The 18,810-nt window shown below is 73.0% G+C and carries 17 protein-coding genes; 12 read left to right on the top strand and 5 right to left on the bottom strand.

The genetic code is table 11. From position 1 onward, the window contains the following. The first annotated feature begins 1 nt into the window (after nt 1). Nucleotides 2-1,060 (top strand): MBL fold metallo-hydrolase, encoded by a 1,059-nt coding sequence (locus GA0115234_RS39550; protein WP_093551465.1) that lies wholly within the window; start codon nt 2-4, stop codon nt 1,058-1,060. Here GA0115234_RS39550 and GA0115234_RS39545 read toward each other — a convergent pair. Beyond that, entirely contained in the window at nt 1,050-1,670 is a 621-nt protein-coding gene (locus GA0115234_RS39545; protein WP_093551463.1) for a DedA family protein, read from the bottom strand. The two genes, GA0115234_RS39550 and GA0115234_RS39545, sit on opposite strands and share 11 nt — an antisense overlap. Then, nucleotides 1,667-2,449 carry an MBL fold metallo-hydrolase gene (locus GA0115234_RS39540; protein ID WP_176729401.1) on the bottom strand — a complete coding sequence of 261 codons (783 nt, stop codon included), beginning with the start codon at nt 2,447-2,449 and terminating at the stop codon, nt 1,667-1,669. The genes GA0115234_RS39545 and GA0115234_RS39540 overlap by 4 nt, the downstream gene beginning before the upstream one ends. A 235-nt stretch (nt 2,450-2,684) precedes the next feature. Here GA0115234_RS39540 and GA0115234_RS39535 point away from each other — a divergent pair, with 235 nt between their 5' ends. The 6 genes from GA0115234_RS39535 (at nt 2,685) to secD (ending at nt 11,370) form a co-directional block, all read left to right on the top strand. Continuing rightward, nucleotides 2,685-3,098 carry a hypothetical protein gene (locus GA0115234_RS39535; RefSeq protein ID WP_093551461.1) on the top strand — a complete coding sequence of 138 codons (414 nt, stop codon included), beginning with the start codon at nt 2,685-2,687 and terminating at the stop codon, nt 3,096-3,098. A 101-nt stretch (nt 3,099-3,199) separates the two neighbouring features. After that, nucleotides 3,200-5,290, top strand: a complete 2,091-nt coding sequence (locus GA0115234_RS39530) for a phage holin family protein (protein WP_370804755.1) — start codon at nt 3,200-3,202, stop codon at nt 5,288-5,290. A gap of 27 nt (nt 5,291-5,317) precedes the next feature. Continuing rightward, nucleotides 5,318-7,426 carry an NAD-dependent DNA ligase LigA gene (gene ligA / locus GA0115234_RS39525; protein ID WP_093551457.1) on the top strand — a complete coding sequence of 703 codons (2,109 nt, stop codon included), beginning with the start codon at nt 5,318-5,320 and terminating at the stop codon, nt 7,424-7,426. A 156-nt stretch (nt 7,427-7,582) separates the two neighbouring features. Continuing rightward, nucleotides 7,583-8,407 carry a rod shape-determining protein gene (locus GA0115234_RS39520; protein ID WP_093551455.1) on the top strand — a complete coding sequence of 275 codons (825 nt, stop codon included), beginning with the start codon at nt 7,583-7,585 and terminating at the stop codon, nt 8,405-8,407. Nucleotides 8,408-8,436: 29 nt separating this feature from the next. Beyond that, nucleotides 8,437-9,036 carry a hypothetical protein gene (locus GA0115234_RS39515; protein ID WP_093551453.1) on the top strand — a complete coding sequence of 200 codons (600 nt, stop codon included), beginning with the start codon at nt 8,437-8,439 and terminating at the stop codon, nt 9,034-9,036. 30 nt (nt 9,037-9,066) lie between these two features. Further along, nucleotides 9,067-11,370 carry a protein translocase subunit SecD gene (secD, locus tag GA0115234_RS39510; protein ID WP_093551451.1) on the top strand — a complete coding sequence of 768 codons (2,304 nt, stop codon included), beginning with the start codon at nt 9,067-9,069 and terminating at the stop codon, nt 11,368-11,370. A 114-nt stretch (nt 11,371-11,484) separates the two neighbouring features. Here the strand turns inward: secD and GA0115234_RS39505 are convergent, their stop codons facing one another. Beyond that, entirely contained in the window at nt 11,485-12,351 is an 867-nt protein-coding gene (locus GA0115234_RS39505) for a helix-turn-helix domain-containing protein (RefSeq protein WP_093551449.1), read from the bottom strand. Between the two features lie 232 nt (nt 12,352-12,583). On the opposite strand from GA0115234_RS39505, the gene GA0115234_RS39500 reads away from it, so the two are divergent. Together GA0115234_RS39500 and GA0115234_RS39495 are read left to right on the top strand one after the other, a co-directional pair. After that, nucleotides 12,584-13,426, top strand: coding sequence for an SDR family oxidoreductase (locus tag GA0115234_RS39500; RefSeq protein ID WP_093551447.1), 843 nt, complete (start codon nt 12,584-12,586; stop codon nt 13,424-13,426). 65 nt (nt 13,427-13,491) lie between these two features. Continuing rightward, nucleotides 13,492-13,911: a (R)-mandelonitrile lyase gene (locus GA0115234_RS39495; protein ID WP_093551445.1), complete on the top strand. Its 420-nt coding sequence runs from the start codon at nt 13,492-13,494 to the stop codon at nt 13,909-13,911. A 27-nt stretch (nt 13,912-13,938) separates the two neighbouring features. Here the strand turns inward: GA0115234_RS39495 and GA0115234_RS39490 are convergent, their stop codons facing one another. Continuing rightward, complete coding sequence (locus tag GA0115234_RS39490) at nt 13,939-14,733, bottom strand: helix-turn-helix domain-containing protein (RefSeq protein WP_093551443.1); 795 nt, start codon at nt 14,731-14,733, stop codon at nt 13,939-13,941. A gap of 63 nt (nt 14,734-14,796) precedes the next feature. Here GA0115234_RS39490 and GA0115234_RS39485 point away from each other — a divergent pair, with 63 nt between their 5' ends. Continuing rightward, the gene (locus GA0115234_RS39485; RefSeq protein WP_093551441.1) at nt 14,797-15,102 is read left to right on the top strand and encodes a 4a-hydroxytetrahydrobiopterin dehydratase; all 306 of its coding nucleotides are present in this window, start codon (nt 14,797-14,799) and stop codon (nt 15,100-15,102) included. Between the two features lie 77 nt (nt 15,103-15,179). Here the strand turns inward: GA0115234_RS39485 and GA0115234_RS39480 are convergent, their stop codons facing one another. After that, nucleotides 15,180-16,142: a LysR family transcriptional regulator gene (locus GA0115234_RS39480; RefSeq protein ID WP_093551439.1), complete on the bottom strand. Its 963-nt coding sequence runs from the start codon at nt 16,140-16,142 to the stop codon at nt 15,180-15,182. A 204-nt stretch (nt 16,143-16,346) separates the two neighbouring features. Between GA0115234_RS39480 and GA0115234_RS39475 the strand changes: the two genes are divergently transcribed. Both GA0115234_RS39475 and GA0115234_RS39470 read left to right on the top strand, forming a co-directional pair. After that, nucleotides 16,347-17,300, top strand: a complete 954-nt coding sequence (locus GA0115234_RS39475) for a class I SAM-dependent methyltransferase (protein WP_093551437.1) — start codon at nt 16,347-16,349, stop codon at nt 17,298-17,300. Nucleotides 17,301-17,565: 265 nt separating this feature from the next. Further along, a complete protein-coding gene (locus tag GA0115234_RS39470) occupies nt 17,566-18,723 on the top strand; it encodes a CaiB/BaiF CoA transferase family protein (RefSeq protein WP_218107204.1) in 1,158 nt (385 codons plus the stop codon). Nucleotides 18,724-18,810: the final 87 nt, after the last annotated feature.

Here is an 18,810-nt window from a genome sequence, read left to right as displayed (position 1 = left end):
GATGACGGAACAGACCGAGCGCTCCGGCACGGGAACCGCGCGGCCGCGCCACGCGGCCCGCGGCAGGATCCTCGAACCGCGTCCGCTCGGCGAGGTCCGGGTCTGGCCCGGCGGCTTCGCCGACCGGCTCACCGCGCCCCTCCCTGGTGTCATGAGCATGTCCCGACTGGCCCGTGAGCGCGCCCTCCGGCCCAACGCGGAAGGACTGCGCGGCATCCACCGGCTCCCCTACGCCCCCGAGCCCCTGCCGGCCGTCTCCGCGGACAGCACCTCCGTCACCTGGGCCGGGCACGCCAGCTGGATCATCCGCACCGGCGGGCTGACCGTCCTCACCGACCCCGTCTGGTCCCGGCGCATCCTCGGGACACCGGCCAGGATCACCCCGGTCGGCGTCCGCTGGGAGGACCTGCCGCCCGTGGACGCCGTCGTCATCAGCCACAACCACTACGACCACCTCGACGCCCCCACCCTGCGCAGACTCCCCAGGGACACCCCGCTCTTCGTCCCCGCCGGGCTCGGCCGCTGGTGCCGACGGCGCCGCTTCACCTGTGTCACCGAGCTCGACTGGTGGGAATCGGCCGAGCTCGGCGGCGTCCGCTTCGACTTCGTACCGGCCCACCACTGGTCCAGACGCACCCTCACCGACACCTGCCGCTCCCTGTGGGGCGGCTGGATCATCGGCACCCCCGGCCCCGGCGGACAGCGGATCCACTTCGCCGGGGACACCGGCTACGGGCACTGGTTCGGCGAGATCGGCAGCCGCCACCCCGGGATCGACCTGACCCTGCTGCCGATCGGGGCGTACGAACCGCGCTGGTGGCTCGGCGACGTGCACACCGACCCCGAGGAGGCCGTCCAGGCCTACGAGGACCTCGGCGCCCGTGCGATGGCGCCGATGCACTGGGCCACCTTCCTGCTCTCCGCGGAACCCGTACTCGAACCGCTGACCCGGCTGCGCACCGCCTGGCAGCGGGCCGGACACCCCCGGACTTTGCTCTGGGACCTGCCGATCGGCGCCTCGCGCGTACTGGAACCGGCCCCCCGCACGGTCAATGGCTGAACCGGGCCCGCGTCTTCCGCCACACCGCGGGCGCCCCGCTGACCAGCAGCGTCAGACCCACCGCCGCGACCACCCCCTGCCACGGCTCCGGGAAGAGCGAACCGCCCAGAATGCCGATCAGCTGGTACGTCGCCGCCCACGCCAGACACGCCGGCACATCGCCACGGGCGAACCGGCGCAGCGGCATCCGGCCCAGCAGACAGGCCAGCATCACCGGTATGCGCCCCGCGGGCACCAGCCGGGACAGCACCAGCACCGCCGCCCCGTGCTCGTCCAGCTTCTGCTGCGCCTGCGCCAGCCGCTCCGGAGCGGCCCGGCCGCTGATCGTCCGCAGCCACTTCGACCCGTTCTTCGACCGCACCCCGCGCTGACCGAGCCAGTACAGGCAGATGTCACCGAGGAACGCCGCGGCCGAGGCCACCGCGAAGACGATCAGCAGCGAGAACGGCGACGACTGGTGCAACGCCACCACCCCGGCCGAACTCACCAGCGCACCCGTCGGCACCACCGGCACCAGGGCCCCCAGCGCCACCAGCAGGAACAGCGACGGATAGCCGACCGCCTGCTGCGTCGACTCCGGGGGCAGCTGCCCCACGACCTCCTGGATCACCTGGCGGCCTCCGGCCGCACATGCTCACCGTGGGACAGCCGGTGCACGGCCACCTCCGGCGCCAGCAGCGCCGCCTTGCGGACGAACTCGTCACCCGGCGAGTGGAACTCGTGCGGCCTGATCCCGTCCAGGCCGATCGGCCAGTACGTGCCGTAGTGCACCGGCACGGCCGACCGCGGCGCCAGCCGGGTCAGCGCCTGCGCCGCCCGGCCCGCGTCGAGATGGCTGTGGCCCAGATACGGGCCCCAGCCGCCCACCGGCAGCAGCGCCACGTCCACCGGGCCGACCGCCCGCGCCATGTCGTCGAAGAGCCCCGTGTCCCCGGCGAAATACGTCCGCGCCTCGCCCTCGACCACGAAGCCGAGCGCGGGGGAGCGGTGCGGGCCCATCGGCAGCCGCCTGCCGTCGTGCAGCGCCGGAACCGCCCGCACCCGCACCGCGCCGACCCGGACCTCGTCGCCCGGGGCCACCTCGGTGATCCGCAGCCCGCGCACCGAGCGCAGCACCCGCAGCCCCGGCACCGAGCGCACCGCGCCCAGCGGTACGACCAGTCTGCTGCCGGGGGCGAGCCTGGCCAGGGACGGCAGATGCAGATGGTCGGAGTGCAGATGCGAGACGAGCACCACATCGGCGACCGCCGCCTCGGGACCGGGCAGCTCGCCGCGGCGGCGGCGCAGATGCGCGAAGCGCCGCGCGAACAGCGGATCGGTCAGCACCCGCACCCCGGAGTCCTCGATGGTGCAGGTGGCATGACCCCACCAAGTGACTTCCACCGGCACGCGGCGCCTCCTCGTTCCCGGGCTCCTCGGTCTCCGGCCCCGGCATCGAGCCTAAGGGCTGGGCCGGAGCAGGGGCGCACAGGTTGTTCCGGGCCCGTGCGCTCCGCACTCCCGCCCTCCCCGCACGCGCCTTCTTGCGCCGGGGTCCGGGGGGTAGGGTCGCCGGTACGCCCAGGGCCTTCCGTCCGGATCCGGTCTGATCCGGACGGAAGGCCCTGACACCGGGGGGACGGGCATGGGGGACGTGACGGACGTACGGGTGGCGGCCATCGCCAGCCTCACGCCGCTCGAAGAGCTCGACAGCGATCCGTTCCTCGTGGACACCCGCAGCCAGCACGAGATGTGCGCCCGCTGGGCCGCCGACAAGGGATACGTCGTCACCCGGCAGCTGCGGTTCTACGGACTGCGCCCCGACCACCACGCCCTGTGGACGGATGTCGAGAGCGGCGACGTCGAACTCTTCGTCGCCGCCAACGACCGGGTGCTGGCGCGGGCGTTCACCTCGGTGCCGGAGTTCGCCGCGGAGTGCGAGCGGCGCGGCGTCCGCCTGGAGGTCGCGGGGCTGGACGAGCCCCCGTACAACGCCCGTACCAAGGCGAGCGTGCACCGCCGCCTCTCCATGCCGACCGCCGGCTACGACGGCTGCTGACCGGACCGCCCGCCGCCGGGCCCGGTGGCCCGCGGACCCGCTGTGCCAAGCTGGAGGGCCAGGGCCCGGAACGGTGGGGGCCGGACGTGAGGTGGAACGGCGTGGGTGACGGGCGATGGCGAACAGCCGGCAGCGCCCTGATGCGAGTGGTCGTGGTGTGGGCGGTCTCGACGCTCACGATGCTGGCGCTCGCCGGGATACTGCCGGACTTCCAGCTCCAGTCGGACGACGGCGACACCATCACCAAGACCGCGTTCACCGCGGCCTGGGGCGCCGGTGCGTTCGGTCTGCTCTCCGCACTGGTCTGGCCGGTCCTGGTACGGGCACTGCTCATCGTGCCCGCACTCGTCCTGGGGATGCTGGTCTTCTTCCTGAACGGCTCGCTGCTGCTGCTCGCCCTGCGGCTCATCCCGGACGGGCGCGGCGCCGCCAACCCGGAGACGGCGGTCGTCGTCGCGGCCGTCATGTCCGCCGTCGCCTCCGCGACCTCCACCGCGCTCGCCGTCCGCGACGACAACGCCTACCGGCGCAGGCTCTCCCGGCTGGCCGTCCGCCGCCGCCGGCGCAGCGGCACGGACAGCTGCCGCAGCGGACCGCCGGGAACCGTCTTCATCCAGCTCGACGGCGTCGGCCACGACGTACTCGCCCGCGCCGCCGCCGAGGGCCTGATGCCGACCGTCGCGCAGTGGCTGGCCGACGAGGAGGGGCACCGGCTCACCCCGTGGCGCACCGACTGGTCCAGCCAGACCGGCGCCAGCCAGCTCGGCATCCTGCACGGCAGCAACCACGACGTCCCCGCCTTCCGCTGGTACGAGAAGGAGACCGGCGACGTCATGGTCTCCAGCAGACCCGCGAGCGCCCTCGAACTCCAGCGCAGGGCCGTCGCCCGCACCCATGACGGCGGGCTGCTCACACTGGACGGCGCCAGCCGGGGCAACCTCTTCAGCGGCGGCGCCGACCAGCTGGCGCTGGTCCTGTCCATGGCGGCCCGGTTCGGCAAGGGCCGCCGCTCCAGGGCCGGGTACTTCGCGTACTTCTCCGACCCGGCCAACGCCGTACGCACCGCCGTGTCGTTCGTCGCCGAGGTCTGCCGCGAGATCGCCCAGTCGACCCGCGCACGCATTCGGAAGGACTCGCCCCGGATCAAGCGTGGCGGGCTGTACCCCTTCATCCGGGCCTTCGCGACCGTCGTCGAACGCGATGTGGTGGTCGCCGCCGTCATCGGCGACATGTTCGCCGGCCGTACCGCCGTCTACGCCGACCTGGTCGCCTACGACGAGGTGGCGCACCACTCCGGACCGAACAGCCGCGACGCGGACAAGGTGCTCGCCCGCCTGGACCGGTCGCTCGCCCTGATCGTCAAGGTCACCGAGCACACCCCGCGCGCCTACCGGATCGTGCTCCTCTCCGACCACGGACAGAGCCCCGGGGAGACCTTCGCGGGGGCGTACGGGCTGACCCTCAAGGACCTGGTGCGGGCGGGTTGCGGGCTGCCCGTGCCCCGCCGCGCGCAGCGCACCCCCAGCGCCTCGGAGGCGCGCGACGCGGTACGGATCGCGCTGCACCGGCCGGTCGACGCGGGGGTGGCGGAACCCCTCGCCAAGCCGTCCGACCCGGTGGTCCTCGCGTCCGGGAACCTCGGGCTGATCTCCTTCCCCGACATCGGGGGACGAGCCTCGCGCGAACAGCTCGACCGCAGCCACCCCGCCCTGCTCGGCACCCTCGCCAACCACCCCGGCATCGGCTTCCTGCTGGTCCGCAGCGAGCGCCACGGATCGGTGGTGCTGGGCCGCGGCGGAGCGGAGATCCCGGTGTCGGAGCTGGTGGACGGTCAGGGGCCGCTGGCCCCCTTCGGTCCCGGCGCGGCGGCGGCGGTCCGGCGGACCGACACCTTCCCGCACGTCGCCGACATCATGGTCAACTCGATGTACGACGGCGCCACGGGCCGTGTGCACGCCTTCGAGGAACAGATCGGCTCGCACGGCGGGCTGGGCGGCGAGCAGTCCCGGCCGTTCCTGCTGTGGCCGGCCGAGCTGTCCGCGCCGGTGGCACCGGACACGGAGCTGGTGGGCGCCGAGCAGGTGCACCAGGTGCTGCGGCGCTGGCTGCGGGAGTGCTCGGGCCCGCAGATTCCCCTGTCACGGCCGAAGGAGACGGGCGAGGCGGACGGGACGGTCCGGGCGGCCGGCTGAGGGGCGTTGTCAGTGGTGGGCGGCAGGATGGGGGCCATGACGAACTCAGCTGTTGTGCTCGCCGATACCGCCGCCTACGCCGCCGCGGTCGAAGAAGCGTCGCAGGCCGCCGCCGCGTACTACGCCACGGGCGAGAGCACGCTCGACGACGACGCCTACGACCGGCTCGTCCGGGGGATCGCCGCATACGAGCAGGAGCATCCGCAGGAGCTGCTGGACGCCTCGCCGACCGGCAAGGTGGCGGGCGGCGCCGCGACCGGGGACGTGCCGCACACGGTCCCGATGCTCTCCCTGGACAACGTCTTCTCGGCCGAGCAGTTCGTCACCTGGACGGCGTCGCTGGAGCGGCGGATAGGCCGCCCCGTCGCGGCCTGGAGCGTGGAGCCGAAGCTCGACGGACTGGCCGTCGCGGCGCGCTACCGGGCGGGCCGCCTGGAACAGCTGATCACCCGGGGCGACGGCACCGCGGGCGAGGACGTCTCGCATGCCATCGGCACCGTCGTGGGCCTGCCCGAGCAGCTCGCCGAACCGGTGACGATCGAGATGCGCGGCGAGATCCTGATGACGACCGAGCAGTTCGAACAGGCCAACGCCGTGCGCACCGAACACGGCGGCGCCCCCTTCGCCAACCCGAGGAACGGCGCGGCGGGCACCCTCCGCGCCAAGGACCGCGCGTACACGGTGGAGATGACGTTCTTCGCCTACGGCGCCCTGCCGCTGGCCGACTCCGGCGAGCTCGCCGACACCCTTGCCGAGCTCCCGCACAGCGAGGTCCTCGCCCGCGTCGCCAGGCTCGGCGTGCACACCGCGGCGGACACGGACGTGGCGCCGCGCACCGTCACCACCGTCGAGGAGGTGCAGAGCCGGGTCGAGGAGGTCGCGGCCCTGCGCGCCGCGTTGCCGTTCGGCATCGACGGCATCGTCATCAAGGCCGATCTCGCCGCCGATCAGCGCGAGGCCGGTTCCGGGACCAGGGCGCCGCGCTGGGCCATCGCCTACAAGCTCCCGGCCGTGGAGAAGGTCACCCGGCTCCTCGGCGTCGAGTGGAACGTGGGCCGGACCGGCATCATCGCGCCGCGCGCCGTGCTGGAGCCGGTCGAGATCGACGGCTCGACCGTCAGCTACGCCACCCTGCACAACCCCGCCGACATCACCCGCCGCGATCTGCGCCTGGGCGACCGGGTGATGGTCTACAAGGCGGGCGACATCATCCCCCGTATCGAGGCCCCCGTCGCCCATCTGCGGACCGGTGACGAGCAGCCGATCGAGTTCCCGGAGGCGTGCCCGCAGTGCGGCTCCGAGATAGACACCAGCGAGCAGCGCTGGCGCTGTGTCCGGGGCCGCGACTGCCGGATCGTCGCCTCCGTCTCGTACGCGGCGGGCCGCGACCAGCTCGACATCGAGGGCCTCGGCGCGACCCGCGTCGTCCAGCTCGTCGACGCCGGGCTGGTGGCCGACTTCGCGGACCTCTTCACCCTCGACCGCGAGCAGTTGCTGGGCCTGGACCGGATGGGCGAGACCAGCACCGACAACCTCCTGGCCGCCATCGGGACGGCACGGACCCAGCCGCTCTCCCGGGTCTTCTGCGCGCTGGGTGTGCGCGGTACCGGACGCTCCATGTCGCGGCGGATCGCCCGCTACTTCGCGGACATGGACCGGATCAGGGCTGCCGACGCCGAGGAACTCCAGCGGGTCGACGGCATCGGCAAGGAGAAGGCCGCCGCCGTCGTCGCGGAGCTGGTGGAGCTGGCCCCGCTGATCGAGAAGCTGGTGGCCGCCGGAGTCACCATGACGGAGCCCGGCGCCACACCGCCGCCCGCGCCGGGCGAGGAGGACACGGAAGCCGCCACCGCACCGGACGGGGAAGACGGCGGTCTGCCGCTGGGCGGAATGACCGTGGTGGTCACCGGAGCCATGACCGGCGCCCTGGAGAAGCTCTCCCGCAACGAGATGAACGAGCTGATCGAGCGGGCCGGCGGGAAGTCCTCGTCCAGCGTCTCCAAGCGCACCTCGCTCCTGGTCGCCGGGGAGAAGGCCGGATCCAAGCGCACCAAGGCGGAGGATCTCGGCGTCCGGATCGCCGCGCCGGACGAGTTCGCCGAACTGATCGCCGGTTTCCTGCCCTCGGAGGTGTGAGGCACAACGGGGCCACACAGCGCCCGAGCCCTTGGATTTTGCCGGGGAGTGGCTTTCTTTGCCTCCCTATTGCATAGTGAGGGCTCGGCCATGCCTCGCTATCAGCGGGTTCATGGGTGTGTACGCGGCCGCGACGGCAGGCCGGGGGGAGGGGCGATGCGTGCTCTGCACGACGGGCGACGACTCGGACCGTCCGCCCGCCAGGACCACCGGGGGATCACCCGGGGTCTCGCCCTCGACCTCGGCAGCTCCCGCACCCGTGTCTGGGTGCCCGGACACGGCGTCCTGGCCGACACCGACCTGTGCGGCGACTCCGGTACGGGGCCCGGCCACGGCCGCCCGGTCCGGCGGGGGCGCATCGTCGACCCCGAGTCCTGCGGGCGGATGCTCGGCCGGATCGCCGACACGGCCCTGGGCGCGGACCGCACCGGCACCGTGATCGTGCTCAGCCACCCCGTCCTCGCCGGGCCCCGGCACCGTACCGAGGCGAGGGAACTGATCGCCGCCCTGGGCCCGACGACCGTCATCGCCCTGGACAGCGCCAGGGCCGCCGCCGCGTACGCCGGACCGCGCGACGGCGGACCGCTGCTCGTCGTCGACCTCGGCGCCGAACTGACCGAGGCGACCCTGCTCGTCGACGGACAGGTCCGCGACGCCCGCCAGGCCGAGACCGGGCTGGGCGACCTCGACCCGGCAGAGCCGCCCGCCGCCGTCGTCCGCACCGTCCTGGACATGATCATGGAGATGTGGCAGCAGGACCGGCACGGCGCCCTCCTCGGCGCCCTGCGCAAGGGCCCGTTGCTCACCGGAGGCGGCGCCGCCCGCCCCGACATCACCCACCGGATCGCGGTCAGCCTCGGCGGCCCGGTCCGCCTCGCCGACGACCCGGCGACCGCGGTCGTACGCGGTGCCGGAATGGTCCTCGGCTCCGTGCTGCGCCGGGACGGTGCGGCACCGGTTCTGACCGGCCGGACCGGGTGACCCCCCTCCCGGGGCCGCCCCCGGGGAACGTGCCCCCGGGGGCACGGCCGGACACCCCGGCACACCACCGCACCGCGCGGACGGCCCGGCAGATCCTCGCCGCCCTCCTGCTCGCCGTCCTCGCCGTCGTCGGCGGCGCCCCCGCGGCCGCCGGATCCGCGCTCCCCGCCCGGCCGTTCGCCGGGGTGCCGCCCCCCGCCGCGTCCGCCCCCGGCGCCCACCAGCCCACCCCGCACACCGACCGGACCGCCCGCACCGGCACCGCCCACGACACCCGGCGCACCCGCACGGCCACGGCGACCGACCACCACCGCGACCGGCCGCAGACCACACCCGGTCCCCAGCCCCGGGCCGGCAGCGACCAGGCCCGCACCGCGCACCACCTCCCGCCACCCGGCCCCGACGTCCTGCTCCCCGGCACACCCGGCGTCCCCGCACCCCACCGAGCCCACCGGCCCGCCCCCGCCGTACCCCCGCGTGCCACCGGCCACTCCCGCATCGCGCTCCCCGGCGTACGCGGGCCTCCACGGACGGCCGCCCACCGGCCACTGGTCCTGCCACCGGTCTGGCCATCGGTCTGGCCACCGGTCCCGTCCCACAGACCCGCCGTCCCGTCCTTGCCGAGGTGAGGGCGCCCGGCGCTCCCTCGGAGGAAACCCATGACTCGCGCCACCACGGTGCGAGCGGTGCTGGCTGCCGCCGTGCTGCTCGTCTCCGTGCTCATCACACTGACCATGTCGCCCAGACTCGGCCTCGACCTTCAGGGCGGCACCAGAATGGTGCTCCAGGCCAAGGACTCGGAGACCGCGAAGGCGGACCGGGAGAGCACCGAGCGCACGCTCGAAGTGCTGCGCCAGCGCATCGACTCGCTCGGCGTCGCCGAACCCACTCTGACCCGCTCCGGCGAGGACCGAATCATCGTCGAACTCCCGGACGTCCAGGACCCGCGCAAGGCCGCCGAAGTCATCGGCAGAACCGCCCAGCTCAGCTTCCACGCGGTCCAGGGCCCGGGGAGCGGGAAGGACGACAGGGCCGACGCGGGGCCGACCCTCCCCGACGAACAGGGACGCGCCCTCGAACTCGGCCCGGCCCGGCTCTCCGGCGCGGGTGTCAAGGACGCCACCGCCGTGTTCGACGCCCAGCAGGGCGCCGGCTGGACGGTCTCCCTCGACTTCCACAAGGAGGCCGGCCGGGACTGGACCCGGCTGACCGGTGAAGCCGCCTGCCACCCGGTGCAGGACGACCGGCGCCGCGTCGCCATCGTCCTCGACGACCAGATCATCTCCTCGCCGCAGGTCGCCCCATCGGTCGGTTGCGAAGCCGGCCTGCCCTCCGGCTCCACCCAGATCACCGGTTCCTTCGGTGCGGACGAGGCCCGCGAACTGGCCCTGCTGATCAAGGGCGGCGCCCTGCCGCTGCCCGTCGAGATCGTCGAGCAGCGGACCGTGGGGCCGACGCTCGGCGCCGCCGCCATCGACGCCAGCGCCCGCGCCGCCCTGATCGGCGCTGCGGCCACCGCACTCTTCATCACCGTCGTCTACCGGCTCTTCGGCGCACTCGCCGCCGTCGCGCTCGCCGCCTACGGACTGATCTCCTACGCGGCCCTGGTGGCCCTCGGTGTCACCCTCACCCTGCCCGGCCTCGCCGGATTCGTCCTCGCCATCGGGATGGCGGTCGACGCCAACGTGCTGGTCTTCGAACGCGCCAGGGAGGAGCACGCACAGCATCCGGGCCGCTCCCTGCGCTCCTCGCTGACCGCCGGATTCCGGGGCGCCTGGAGCGCCGTCGCCGACTCCAACGTGACCACGCTGATCGCGGCCGGGCTGCTCTTCTTCCTCGGCTCCGGGCCGGTGAAGGGCTTCGGTGTCACGCTCGCCATCGGTGTGCTCGCCTCCATGTTCTCCGCGCTCGTCATCGCCCGCGCCCTCACCGAGACGGCCGCCGGCTCCCGGTTCGTCAGCGACTACCGGGGCGTCAACGGCATCGCCTTCCCCGGCCGGGTCCGCACCTGGCTGGTCCGGCGCGAGCCCCGGCTGATGCGGTCGCCGCGCCGCTGGCTGCTGATCTCCGCCGCGCTGGTGGCCGTCGCCGTCCTCGGCATCGTCGTGCGCGGGGTGAACCTGGGCGTCGAGTTCACCGGCGGACGGCTCGTCGAGTACTCCACGAGCCGTCCGGTCGACGTGGAGCGGGCCCGTACCGCCCTGGCCGGCGCGGGCTTCGGTGACGCCGAGGTCACCACGGCCGGTGCGGGCGACCTCTCCGTGCGGACCGGCGAACTCGACAACGAGGGCGAACACGCGCTGCGCGCCGCCCTCGCGAAGGAGGGCGGCACGACCACCAAGGTCCGGGACGAGCTGATCGGCCCCAGCCTCGGCGACGAACTGCGGCGCAACGCCCTGATCGCGCTCGGCATCGCCGTGCTCGTGCAACTGGCCTATCTCGCGGTCCGGTTCCGCTGGACGTTCGCCCTGGCCTCGGTCGGGGCGCTGGTCCATGACGTGATCATCCTGACCGGCGCCTTCGCCTGGCTCGGACGTACCGTCGACGGCATCTTCCTGGCCGCGCTCCTCACCGTCATCGGATACTCCGTCAACGACTCGGTGGTGGTCTTCGACCGGGTGCGGGAGCTCTGGGCGAAGGCCCGTCGCGTACCGCTGGCCACGATCGCCGACCGGGCCGTCGTGCAGACCGTCCCGCGCACGGTCAACACCGGAATGGGCGCGCTCTTCATTCTTGTGGCGCTCGCCGTGCTGGGCGGTGACTCCCTCGCGGACTTCGCCCTCGCCCTGCTGATCGGCATCTGCGTCGGCACGTACTCCTCGGTGCTGACCGCCGTGCCGGCCGCGCTCGTCCTGGAGCGCAGCAGCAAGGCCCCGCCGCCCGCCCGCAAGCGGTCACCGGGACGCCGGTCCGGCACGAAGGCGGCACGCCGGGATCCGCTCGACAACGGGGCACGCGTCTAGGGCCTTGATGGGGCACGCGTCCAGGGCCCTGCCCCGGACCGGTTCGGTGCTCGAAGTCCGTTGGCCCCCGCTCGGCCACGGCTTCGTCACGGGTACGGTCCGGGGCGGCCCGCCTCACTCCGAAGGAGCGCCGGCGAGGTGCTGGTCGGCGGCCCAGGAGGCGAGGATGCGCAGCCGGTCATGGGTGGGGGTGCCCACCGCGGCGGTCCAGATGACGAGCTGCTGATCGGGGTCGGTGCTGGCGGTGAGGGTGTCCCAGTCGAGGGACAGCTCGCCGACAACGGGGTGGTGAAGGGCCTTGGAACCGATCGCGAGGGCGGCGACATGATGAGCGGCCCACCACTGGCGGAAATCCGCGTCCTGGACGGAAAGCTCTCCCACCAGTGCGGTGAGCCGGGGGTCGTCGGGGTATTTGGCGGCCTCCATGCGGAACTGCGCGACGGCCGTGCGGGCGACTTTCTCCCAGTCGGCGTACAGAGTTCGCATCGCCGGGTCGGTGAAGAGAATACGGAGGTAATTCCGTTGCTTCTCGGGGATCCGGGCGAAATCCGTGACGAGAGCGGCGGCCAGCGGGTTCCAGGCGATGATGTCCATCCGCCGCCCGAGGACGACGGCGGGCGTCGCGGAGAGGTCGCCCAGGAGGCGCTGGAGCTGTGGCTGGACCTTCTGGCGTGCGCGGCGCCGGGGACGGGGGGTCTCCTTGCCGGCCAGCCCGAAGAGGTAATTGCGCTGGTCGTCGTCAAGGAGCAGGGCGCGGGCGAGACCGTTGAGCACGGGTGCGGATGCCTGGAGGCGACCCTGTTCCAGCCGTGTGTAGTAGTCGGTGGAGATCGCGGCGAGCTGGGCGACCTCCTCACGGCGCAGGCCGACGACACGGCGGGGCCGCGGGGGATCGGGCAGTCCGACGGTGCGGGGGGTGAGCTCGGCCCGGCGGGCCTTGAGGAACTCTCCCAGCTCGTTGAGATGCGGGTCGGGACTCATGGCCCCAGTCTCGCATCGCCGGACCCCTACGAAGGGGGGAGAGTTTCTTCCCATGAAGAATTCCTCCTACGAACAAACCGTCCCCTTTTCCTGATGCGCGGCCGGTGTGAGAGTCGATGGTGCGGTGCCGAAAGGCGGAGAGGCCGCCCCAGAGGGCTGTCCCGGAAGGCTGTTCCGCGATTGCGGCCCGGTCACCGTCACCGCCCCCCGTACGAAGGAGTGCTCCCGTTCCATGAGCAAGGTCATTCTCATCACCGGTGCCGGCCGAGGTCTGGGCACCGACATCGCCCGTCGCGCCCTGGCGGCCGGTCACCGGGTCGTCGCCACCGGCCGCCGTCCCGACGACGTCCTCGACGCGCTCGGCGGCGAACAGGCGAACCTGCTGGTCACCGCCCTGGACATCACCAGCCCGGAGGCAGCCCGCTCGACCGTCGAGGCCGCCGTGGCCGCGTTCGGCCGGATCGACGTGCTGATCAACAACGCCGCCCGTTTCCAGGCCGGCTACTTCGAGGAGATCTCCGACGCCCAGATGCGGGCCCAGATCGAGACGAACCTGTTCGGCCCGATGAACGTCACCCGCGCCGTGCTCCCGGTCATGCGCGGGCAGCGCGCCGGTCACATCGTCACGATCTCCTCGATCGCCGGTCTGGTGGGCCAGGAGTTCTGCGTCGCCTACGCGGCGTCCAAGTTCGGTGTCGAGGGCTGGATGGAGTCCCTGCGCTTCGACATCGAGCCGTACGGCATCCGCACCACGATCGTCGAGCCCGGCTTCTTCCGTACCGAGCTGCTCGTGGACACCTCCACCAGCTGGGCGGAGCTGTCCATCGACGACTACGCCGAACGGACGCAGGCCACCCGGGCGATGTGGCAGTCGATGAACGGGCAGCAGGCCGGCGACCCGGTCAAGCTCGCCGACGCCCTGCTGAAGGTGATCGACCTGGACGAGCCGCCGCTGAGGTTCGTCGCCGGCGACGACGCCATCCCCACCGCCGAGGCCAAGGGCAAGGAGATCACCGAACAGGCCGGAGCCTCCCGCGCCCTGGGCTCGGACCTCGCCCACAGCGACGCCGCCTGACCCCGGCCGGACACATCGCGGACATCGCACCCGAACCCACCCCCACACCCGCACGAGGAGGAACCATGGAGTTCGTCGAGCCCCGGCCCACCGGCAAGGGCCCCGAGGACTGGTTCGACGGTGACGTCTGGTTCGACGTCATCCACGCAGGCCAGGAGCCATCCCGGCTGCGCGCCAACATGGTGCGGTTCGCCCCCGGCGCCCGCACCGCCTGGCACCACCACGCCGTCGGGCAGACCCTGCACGTCGTCGCCGGGATCGCGCTGATCGGCACCCGCGACGGCACCGTGTACGAGGCCCACCCCGGTGAGACCGTCACCTGCCCGCCCGGCGAGGAACACTGGCACGGCGCCACCGAGGATCGCTTCATGCAGCACCTCGCCCTGTGGGACGGCACCGCTCCGGACGACGACCGGCCCGAGACCACCTGGCTGGAGAAGGTCGCCGAAGAGCAGTACAACGGCCCCCGAACCCGTAGCCGGTAACCCGGCACCCGGTCCTGCGCAGGGCGGTCAGGAAGCGAGGGACCGCAGATGGTCGGCGGTGGCCCGGTCGGCGGGCAGGAACGTCTCGATCGCCAGCTCGGCCACCGTCACATCCATCGGTGTGTTGAACGTCGCGATGGAGCAGACGAAGGAGAGCACCCGCCCGTCGTGCTCGATGAGCAGGGGCAGCGCGAAGGGCAGGGAAGGAACGGGCCCGGGGCCGGTGTCCTCCGGTACGGGATAGCCCGCGACCTCCTCGTACAGCTCACGCAGCTCCGCCGAACGGGCCAGCGCGATCTGGCGCTCCATCTGGTCCAGCAGATCGGCCCGCCAGGCCCGCAGATTGCGGATGCGCGGGGCGAGACCCTCCGGGTGCAGGGTGATCCGCATGGCGTTCAGCGGCGGTACGAGCAGGTGCTCGGCCACCCCCTCCAGCAGCATCGCCATGCCCCGATTGGCCGCCACCACGTGGTACGTACCGTCGACGACGAGCGCCGGATACGGGTCGTACGCCTGGAGCAGCCGCTCCATCCCTTCGCGGAGCGCGTCCAGCGCGGGGTCGTCGAGCGAGGTCTGTGCGTAGCGGGGCGCGTAACCCGCGACGAGCAGGAGGGCGTTGCGTTCCCTGACCGGTACCTCCAGATGCTCGGCCAGGCGCAGGATCATCTCCTCGCTGGGGCGGGAGCGGCCCGTCTCGATGAAGGAGATGTGCCGGGCCGAGGAATCGGCACGGAGCGCCAGCTCCAGCTGGCTGATCCGGCGCTGCTCCCGCCAGCTGCGCAGCAGCGGTCCTACCCCCGTGTCAAGCGCGACAGTTGTCATACCCAGACCGTAACGTCACCGGCACCGCCGACCGGCACCGATCGCCGATGAGGGAGTCGCCGTATGCCCGCCGTACCGCTGTCGCGGAAAGAGATCGAGGACCGGCTGGGCGAGCTGCCCGGCTGGTCGCTGGAGGGGGACCGGATCACCTGCACCTACCGGCTCCACACCCACTTCGCCGCCCTCGGACTGACCGTTCATGTCGCCGCGATCCAGGACGAACTGAACCACCACTCCGATCTCACCCTCGGCTACAACACCGTCTCCCTGTCCGTGAACACGCACGACGCGGGCGGTGCGGTCACCGAGAACGATCTGAACCTGGCCGCACGGGTGGCGGCGATCGCCCCGGGGCACGGAGTGCGGTAGCCGCTTCGGCGCACGGCATGGTCGCCCGGCACGCCGCACGGCCGTGCCGCACCGGACGACGCGGGCGCGGTGATGTGTCACATCGCCGCGCCGAACCGTGGATGCGCGGCGAGCCAGCGCGTATAGCTCTCGCTGCGCTGCACGGCCTCCGCGTACGCCGCCCGGGTGTGCCCGCTCACCGCGCCGGCCGCCGCGCCCGCCGCCGCCGAACGGGGGTGCCAGCCCAGCAGATGGCGCCAGCCCAGCGGGGAGCCGGCGATCGGGCGCGTCACCACGCCCGGGGTCGGCGGAAACGTCGCCCGGCACAGTCCGACCGCCCGCCCCACCTGGACCAGATGCACGACGGAGGCCGTGTCCGTCTCGTATACCGAGACCGGGCTGAATCCGGCCCGCGCGCAGGCGCCGACGAAGCAGTCGGCGAAACAGCCGTCGCCCGGCACGTCCGCCCAGCACTCGTCCGCCAGTGCGGCGAGGTCGAGTTCCTGTTCACCGGCGAGGGGGTGGGAGTCCGGCAGCATCACGAAGACCGGATCGACGCCGATCACCTGCCAGGTCAGCCGGTCGTGCGCGGGCGGCGGGCTCTCCCCACAGGTCCCGATGAGGGCGAAGTCGAGTCGCCCATCCACGAGTTGGGAGGCGATCTCGGTGACCGACCACGCGGTGTACGTCGACACGGGCGCGGTCGGATGCGCGGTGACCAGGCGGTCGACCAGGCCGCCGAGCAGCGGGCCGTGCGTACCGCCCAGCCGGAAGCGCTCCATCGTTCCCCAGGCGTTGGCGAACCGCACCGCCTCCTGCTGGAGTTCGCTCACGGCGGGCAGCACCACCCGGGCCCGTTCGAGCACCAGCTCACCGAGGAGCGTGGGCCGGGCGCCGGTGTGGTCGCGGTCGAAGAGCGGGCCGCCGAGCGCCTTCTCGATCCTCCGCAACTGCGCGCTCAGCGCGGGCTGGGCCAGCCCGAGGGCGGCGGCCGCCTTGGTCAGGCTCCCGGTGTCGGCGATGGCACGTACGGTTCGCAGATGGCGCAACTCCAGGTCCATAAACGCAAGTTATGGGCCCGGCGGCGTACCGGCAATATGCGGGTGTCCATTGGGTGAGACGCGCCCGGGAGTCGGACGGATGTCGGACGGATGCCGCGCAGATGTCGGACGGGTGCCGGGCGGAGAGGCGTCGGCCGGAAGTGGCGACTTGCCGAACCAGCAACAAGACTTGCCAGGGATTCGATTCGCGGCGAGGCTGTCTCCATGAGTCAGCACACCGGACACGGTCCCCATCACAACACCGCTCACAGCCACCGCCCGGACCAGGCCCACGAGGGTCACCGGCACACCGCCCATGGTCACCACCAGGAAGCCGGTGACATCGACTGGGATGTGATGGGGCCGATGCTGGAGCAGGAGGCCGAGGTCAGCCGCCCGCAGTACGAGGCGGCGGCCCGCTGGATCGCCGGGCTCCCCACGGCCCCGAAGGTGCGCCGGGTGCTCGACGTCGGCAGTGGGCCGGGCGTGGTCACCTGTCTGCTCGCCGAGGTGTTCCCCGAGGCGGAGGTCGTCGCCGTCGACGGCACCCCGGCGCTCCTGGAACGCACCCGGGACCACGCGGAACGCCTCGGCCTCGGCGACCGGGTCCGCACCCACCGGGCCGACATCCCCGACGGCCTCGACGGACTGGGGGAGGCGGACCTGATCTGGGCGGGCAACGCCCTGCACCACATGGGCGACCAGCGCTCCGTCCTGGCCGGGTTCGCCGCACTGCTGCGCCCCGGCGGGACCGTGGCCCTGGCCGAAGGCGGACTGCAGCCCCGTCGGCTCCCGCGCGACATCGGCATCGGGCGGCCCGGTCTGGAGGCCCGGCTCGAAGCGATCAACGTGGACCGCTTCGAGGAGATGCGGGCGGCGCTGCCCGGCACCAAGCGCGAGACCGAGGACTGGAGTGCCCTCTTCACCGCCGTGGGCCTGGCCCCGCAGGGCACCCGCAGCTTCCTGCTCGACCTTCCGGCGCCGCTCGCCGACGCGGCCCGGGACCATGTCATCACCGAGTTCGCCCGTCGGCGGCAGATGTTCGAGGAGGAGCTCACGGCCGAGGACATCGCCGTACTCGACCGGCTGCTCGACCCCGACGACCCGGCCGGGCTGCGCCGCCGCCCCGATGTCTTCCTGCTCTCGGCACGTACCGTGCACCTGGGGCGACGGGACTGACGGCGCGCCCCGGCACACCGCCGATCGACGGATCGGAGTGGTGAGGAGGCTTCGTCAGGACATCCTGTCCACTGTGATGGAGTGTGCGGCACGCCCAGGATGAGGCTCCGCGCCCCGGCCATCTGCGGCCCGGCGCGCGACGAGCCGCCTCGCGCGGCGACGCGTTCGAGAGGAGGGCCCATGCAGCACACCCCACCCGCCCCTGCCGTTCCGGTCACCCCGCTCGGCTTCCCCGTCGCCCGCACGGACCGCGGACGGTGACGCGGTGAACGCCCCCGTGCCCGGCCCCCTGTCCGGCGTCGTGGTCGCCGACTTCGGCCGGGTGCTGGCCGCCCCGTACGCCACGATGCTCCTCGCGGATCTCGGCGCCGACGTCATCAAGGTGGAACGCCCCGGTTCCGGCGACGACACCCGGGCCTGGGGACCGCCCCACGCCCACGGGGAGTCGACGTACTACCTCTCCGTGAACCGCAACAAACGGTCCCTCGCCCTCGATCTCGGCACGCCGGAAGGGCGCCGCGACGCCCATGAACTGGTGCGCCGCGCCGATGTGCTGGTCGAGAACTTCCGCCCCGGCACGATGGAGAAGCACGGACTCTCCTACGCGCGGGCCCAGGAGCTCAACCCCGGCATCGTCTACTGCTCGGTGACCGGATTCGGGTCCGGCGAAGGCGCCGCGCTGCCCGGCTACGACCTGCTGCTCCAGGCGGTCGGCGGGCTGATGAGCATCACCGGACCCGCGCCGGGGCGGCCCGTCAAGACGGGCGTGGCACTGGTGGACGTGCTCACCGGTCTGCACGCCGCCGTGGGGGTCATGGCGGCGCTGCGCCACCGCGACGCCACCGGCGAGGGCCAGCACGTCGAGGTCAGCCTGCTGTCCTCGCTGCTGTCCAGCCTGGTCAACCAGGCGAGCGGATACACCCTGGCCGGTCGGGTGCCAGGCATTCTCGGCAACCGCCACCCGTCCATCGCCCCGTACGAGGTCTACCGGGCGGCGGACCGGCCGCTGGTCGTCGCCGTCGGCAACGACCGGCAGTTCCGTGCCCTGTGCCGCGGTCTGGGCGCGGACCGGCTCGCCGACGACCCGAGGTTCGCCGACAACGCCGGCCGGGTCGCCCATGTCGATGTGCTGGCCGAGGAGATCTCCGGGCGGCTCGCCCTGCGCACCGCCGCCGAGTGGTTCGGGCTGCTCACCCCGCTCGGGGTGCCGTGCGGTCCGGTCAACGACCTCGCCGGCGCCTTCGAGTTCGCCGAGCGCCTGGGGCTGTCGCCACGGGTCATCCCGGCCGACGCGGACCCGGACGACCCGATGACGCTCGTGGCCAACCCCATCGGGCTGTCCCGCACCCCGCCGCGCTACGAACGGCGCCCGCCGCGGCTCGGCGAGCACACCGAAGAGCTCAAGCGCTGGCTCGACGGCTGATCGGCCACCGGCCCGCAACTGACGTACGCGCAGCGGGAGCCGCCCCGGGCGCCGGACCGGAGCTCGGCAGCCGGGCCGCGGTCCGTG

The sequence above is a fragment of the Streptomyces sp. DvalAA-43 genome, assembly GCF_900091725.1.
In the GTDB taxonomy this organism is placed as follows: Bacteria; Actinomycetota; Actinomycetes; order Streptomycetales; family Streptomycetaceae; genus Streptomyces; species Streptomyces pulveraceus.
This window is presented reverse-complemented; position numbering and strand designations above follow the sequence as displayed.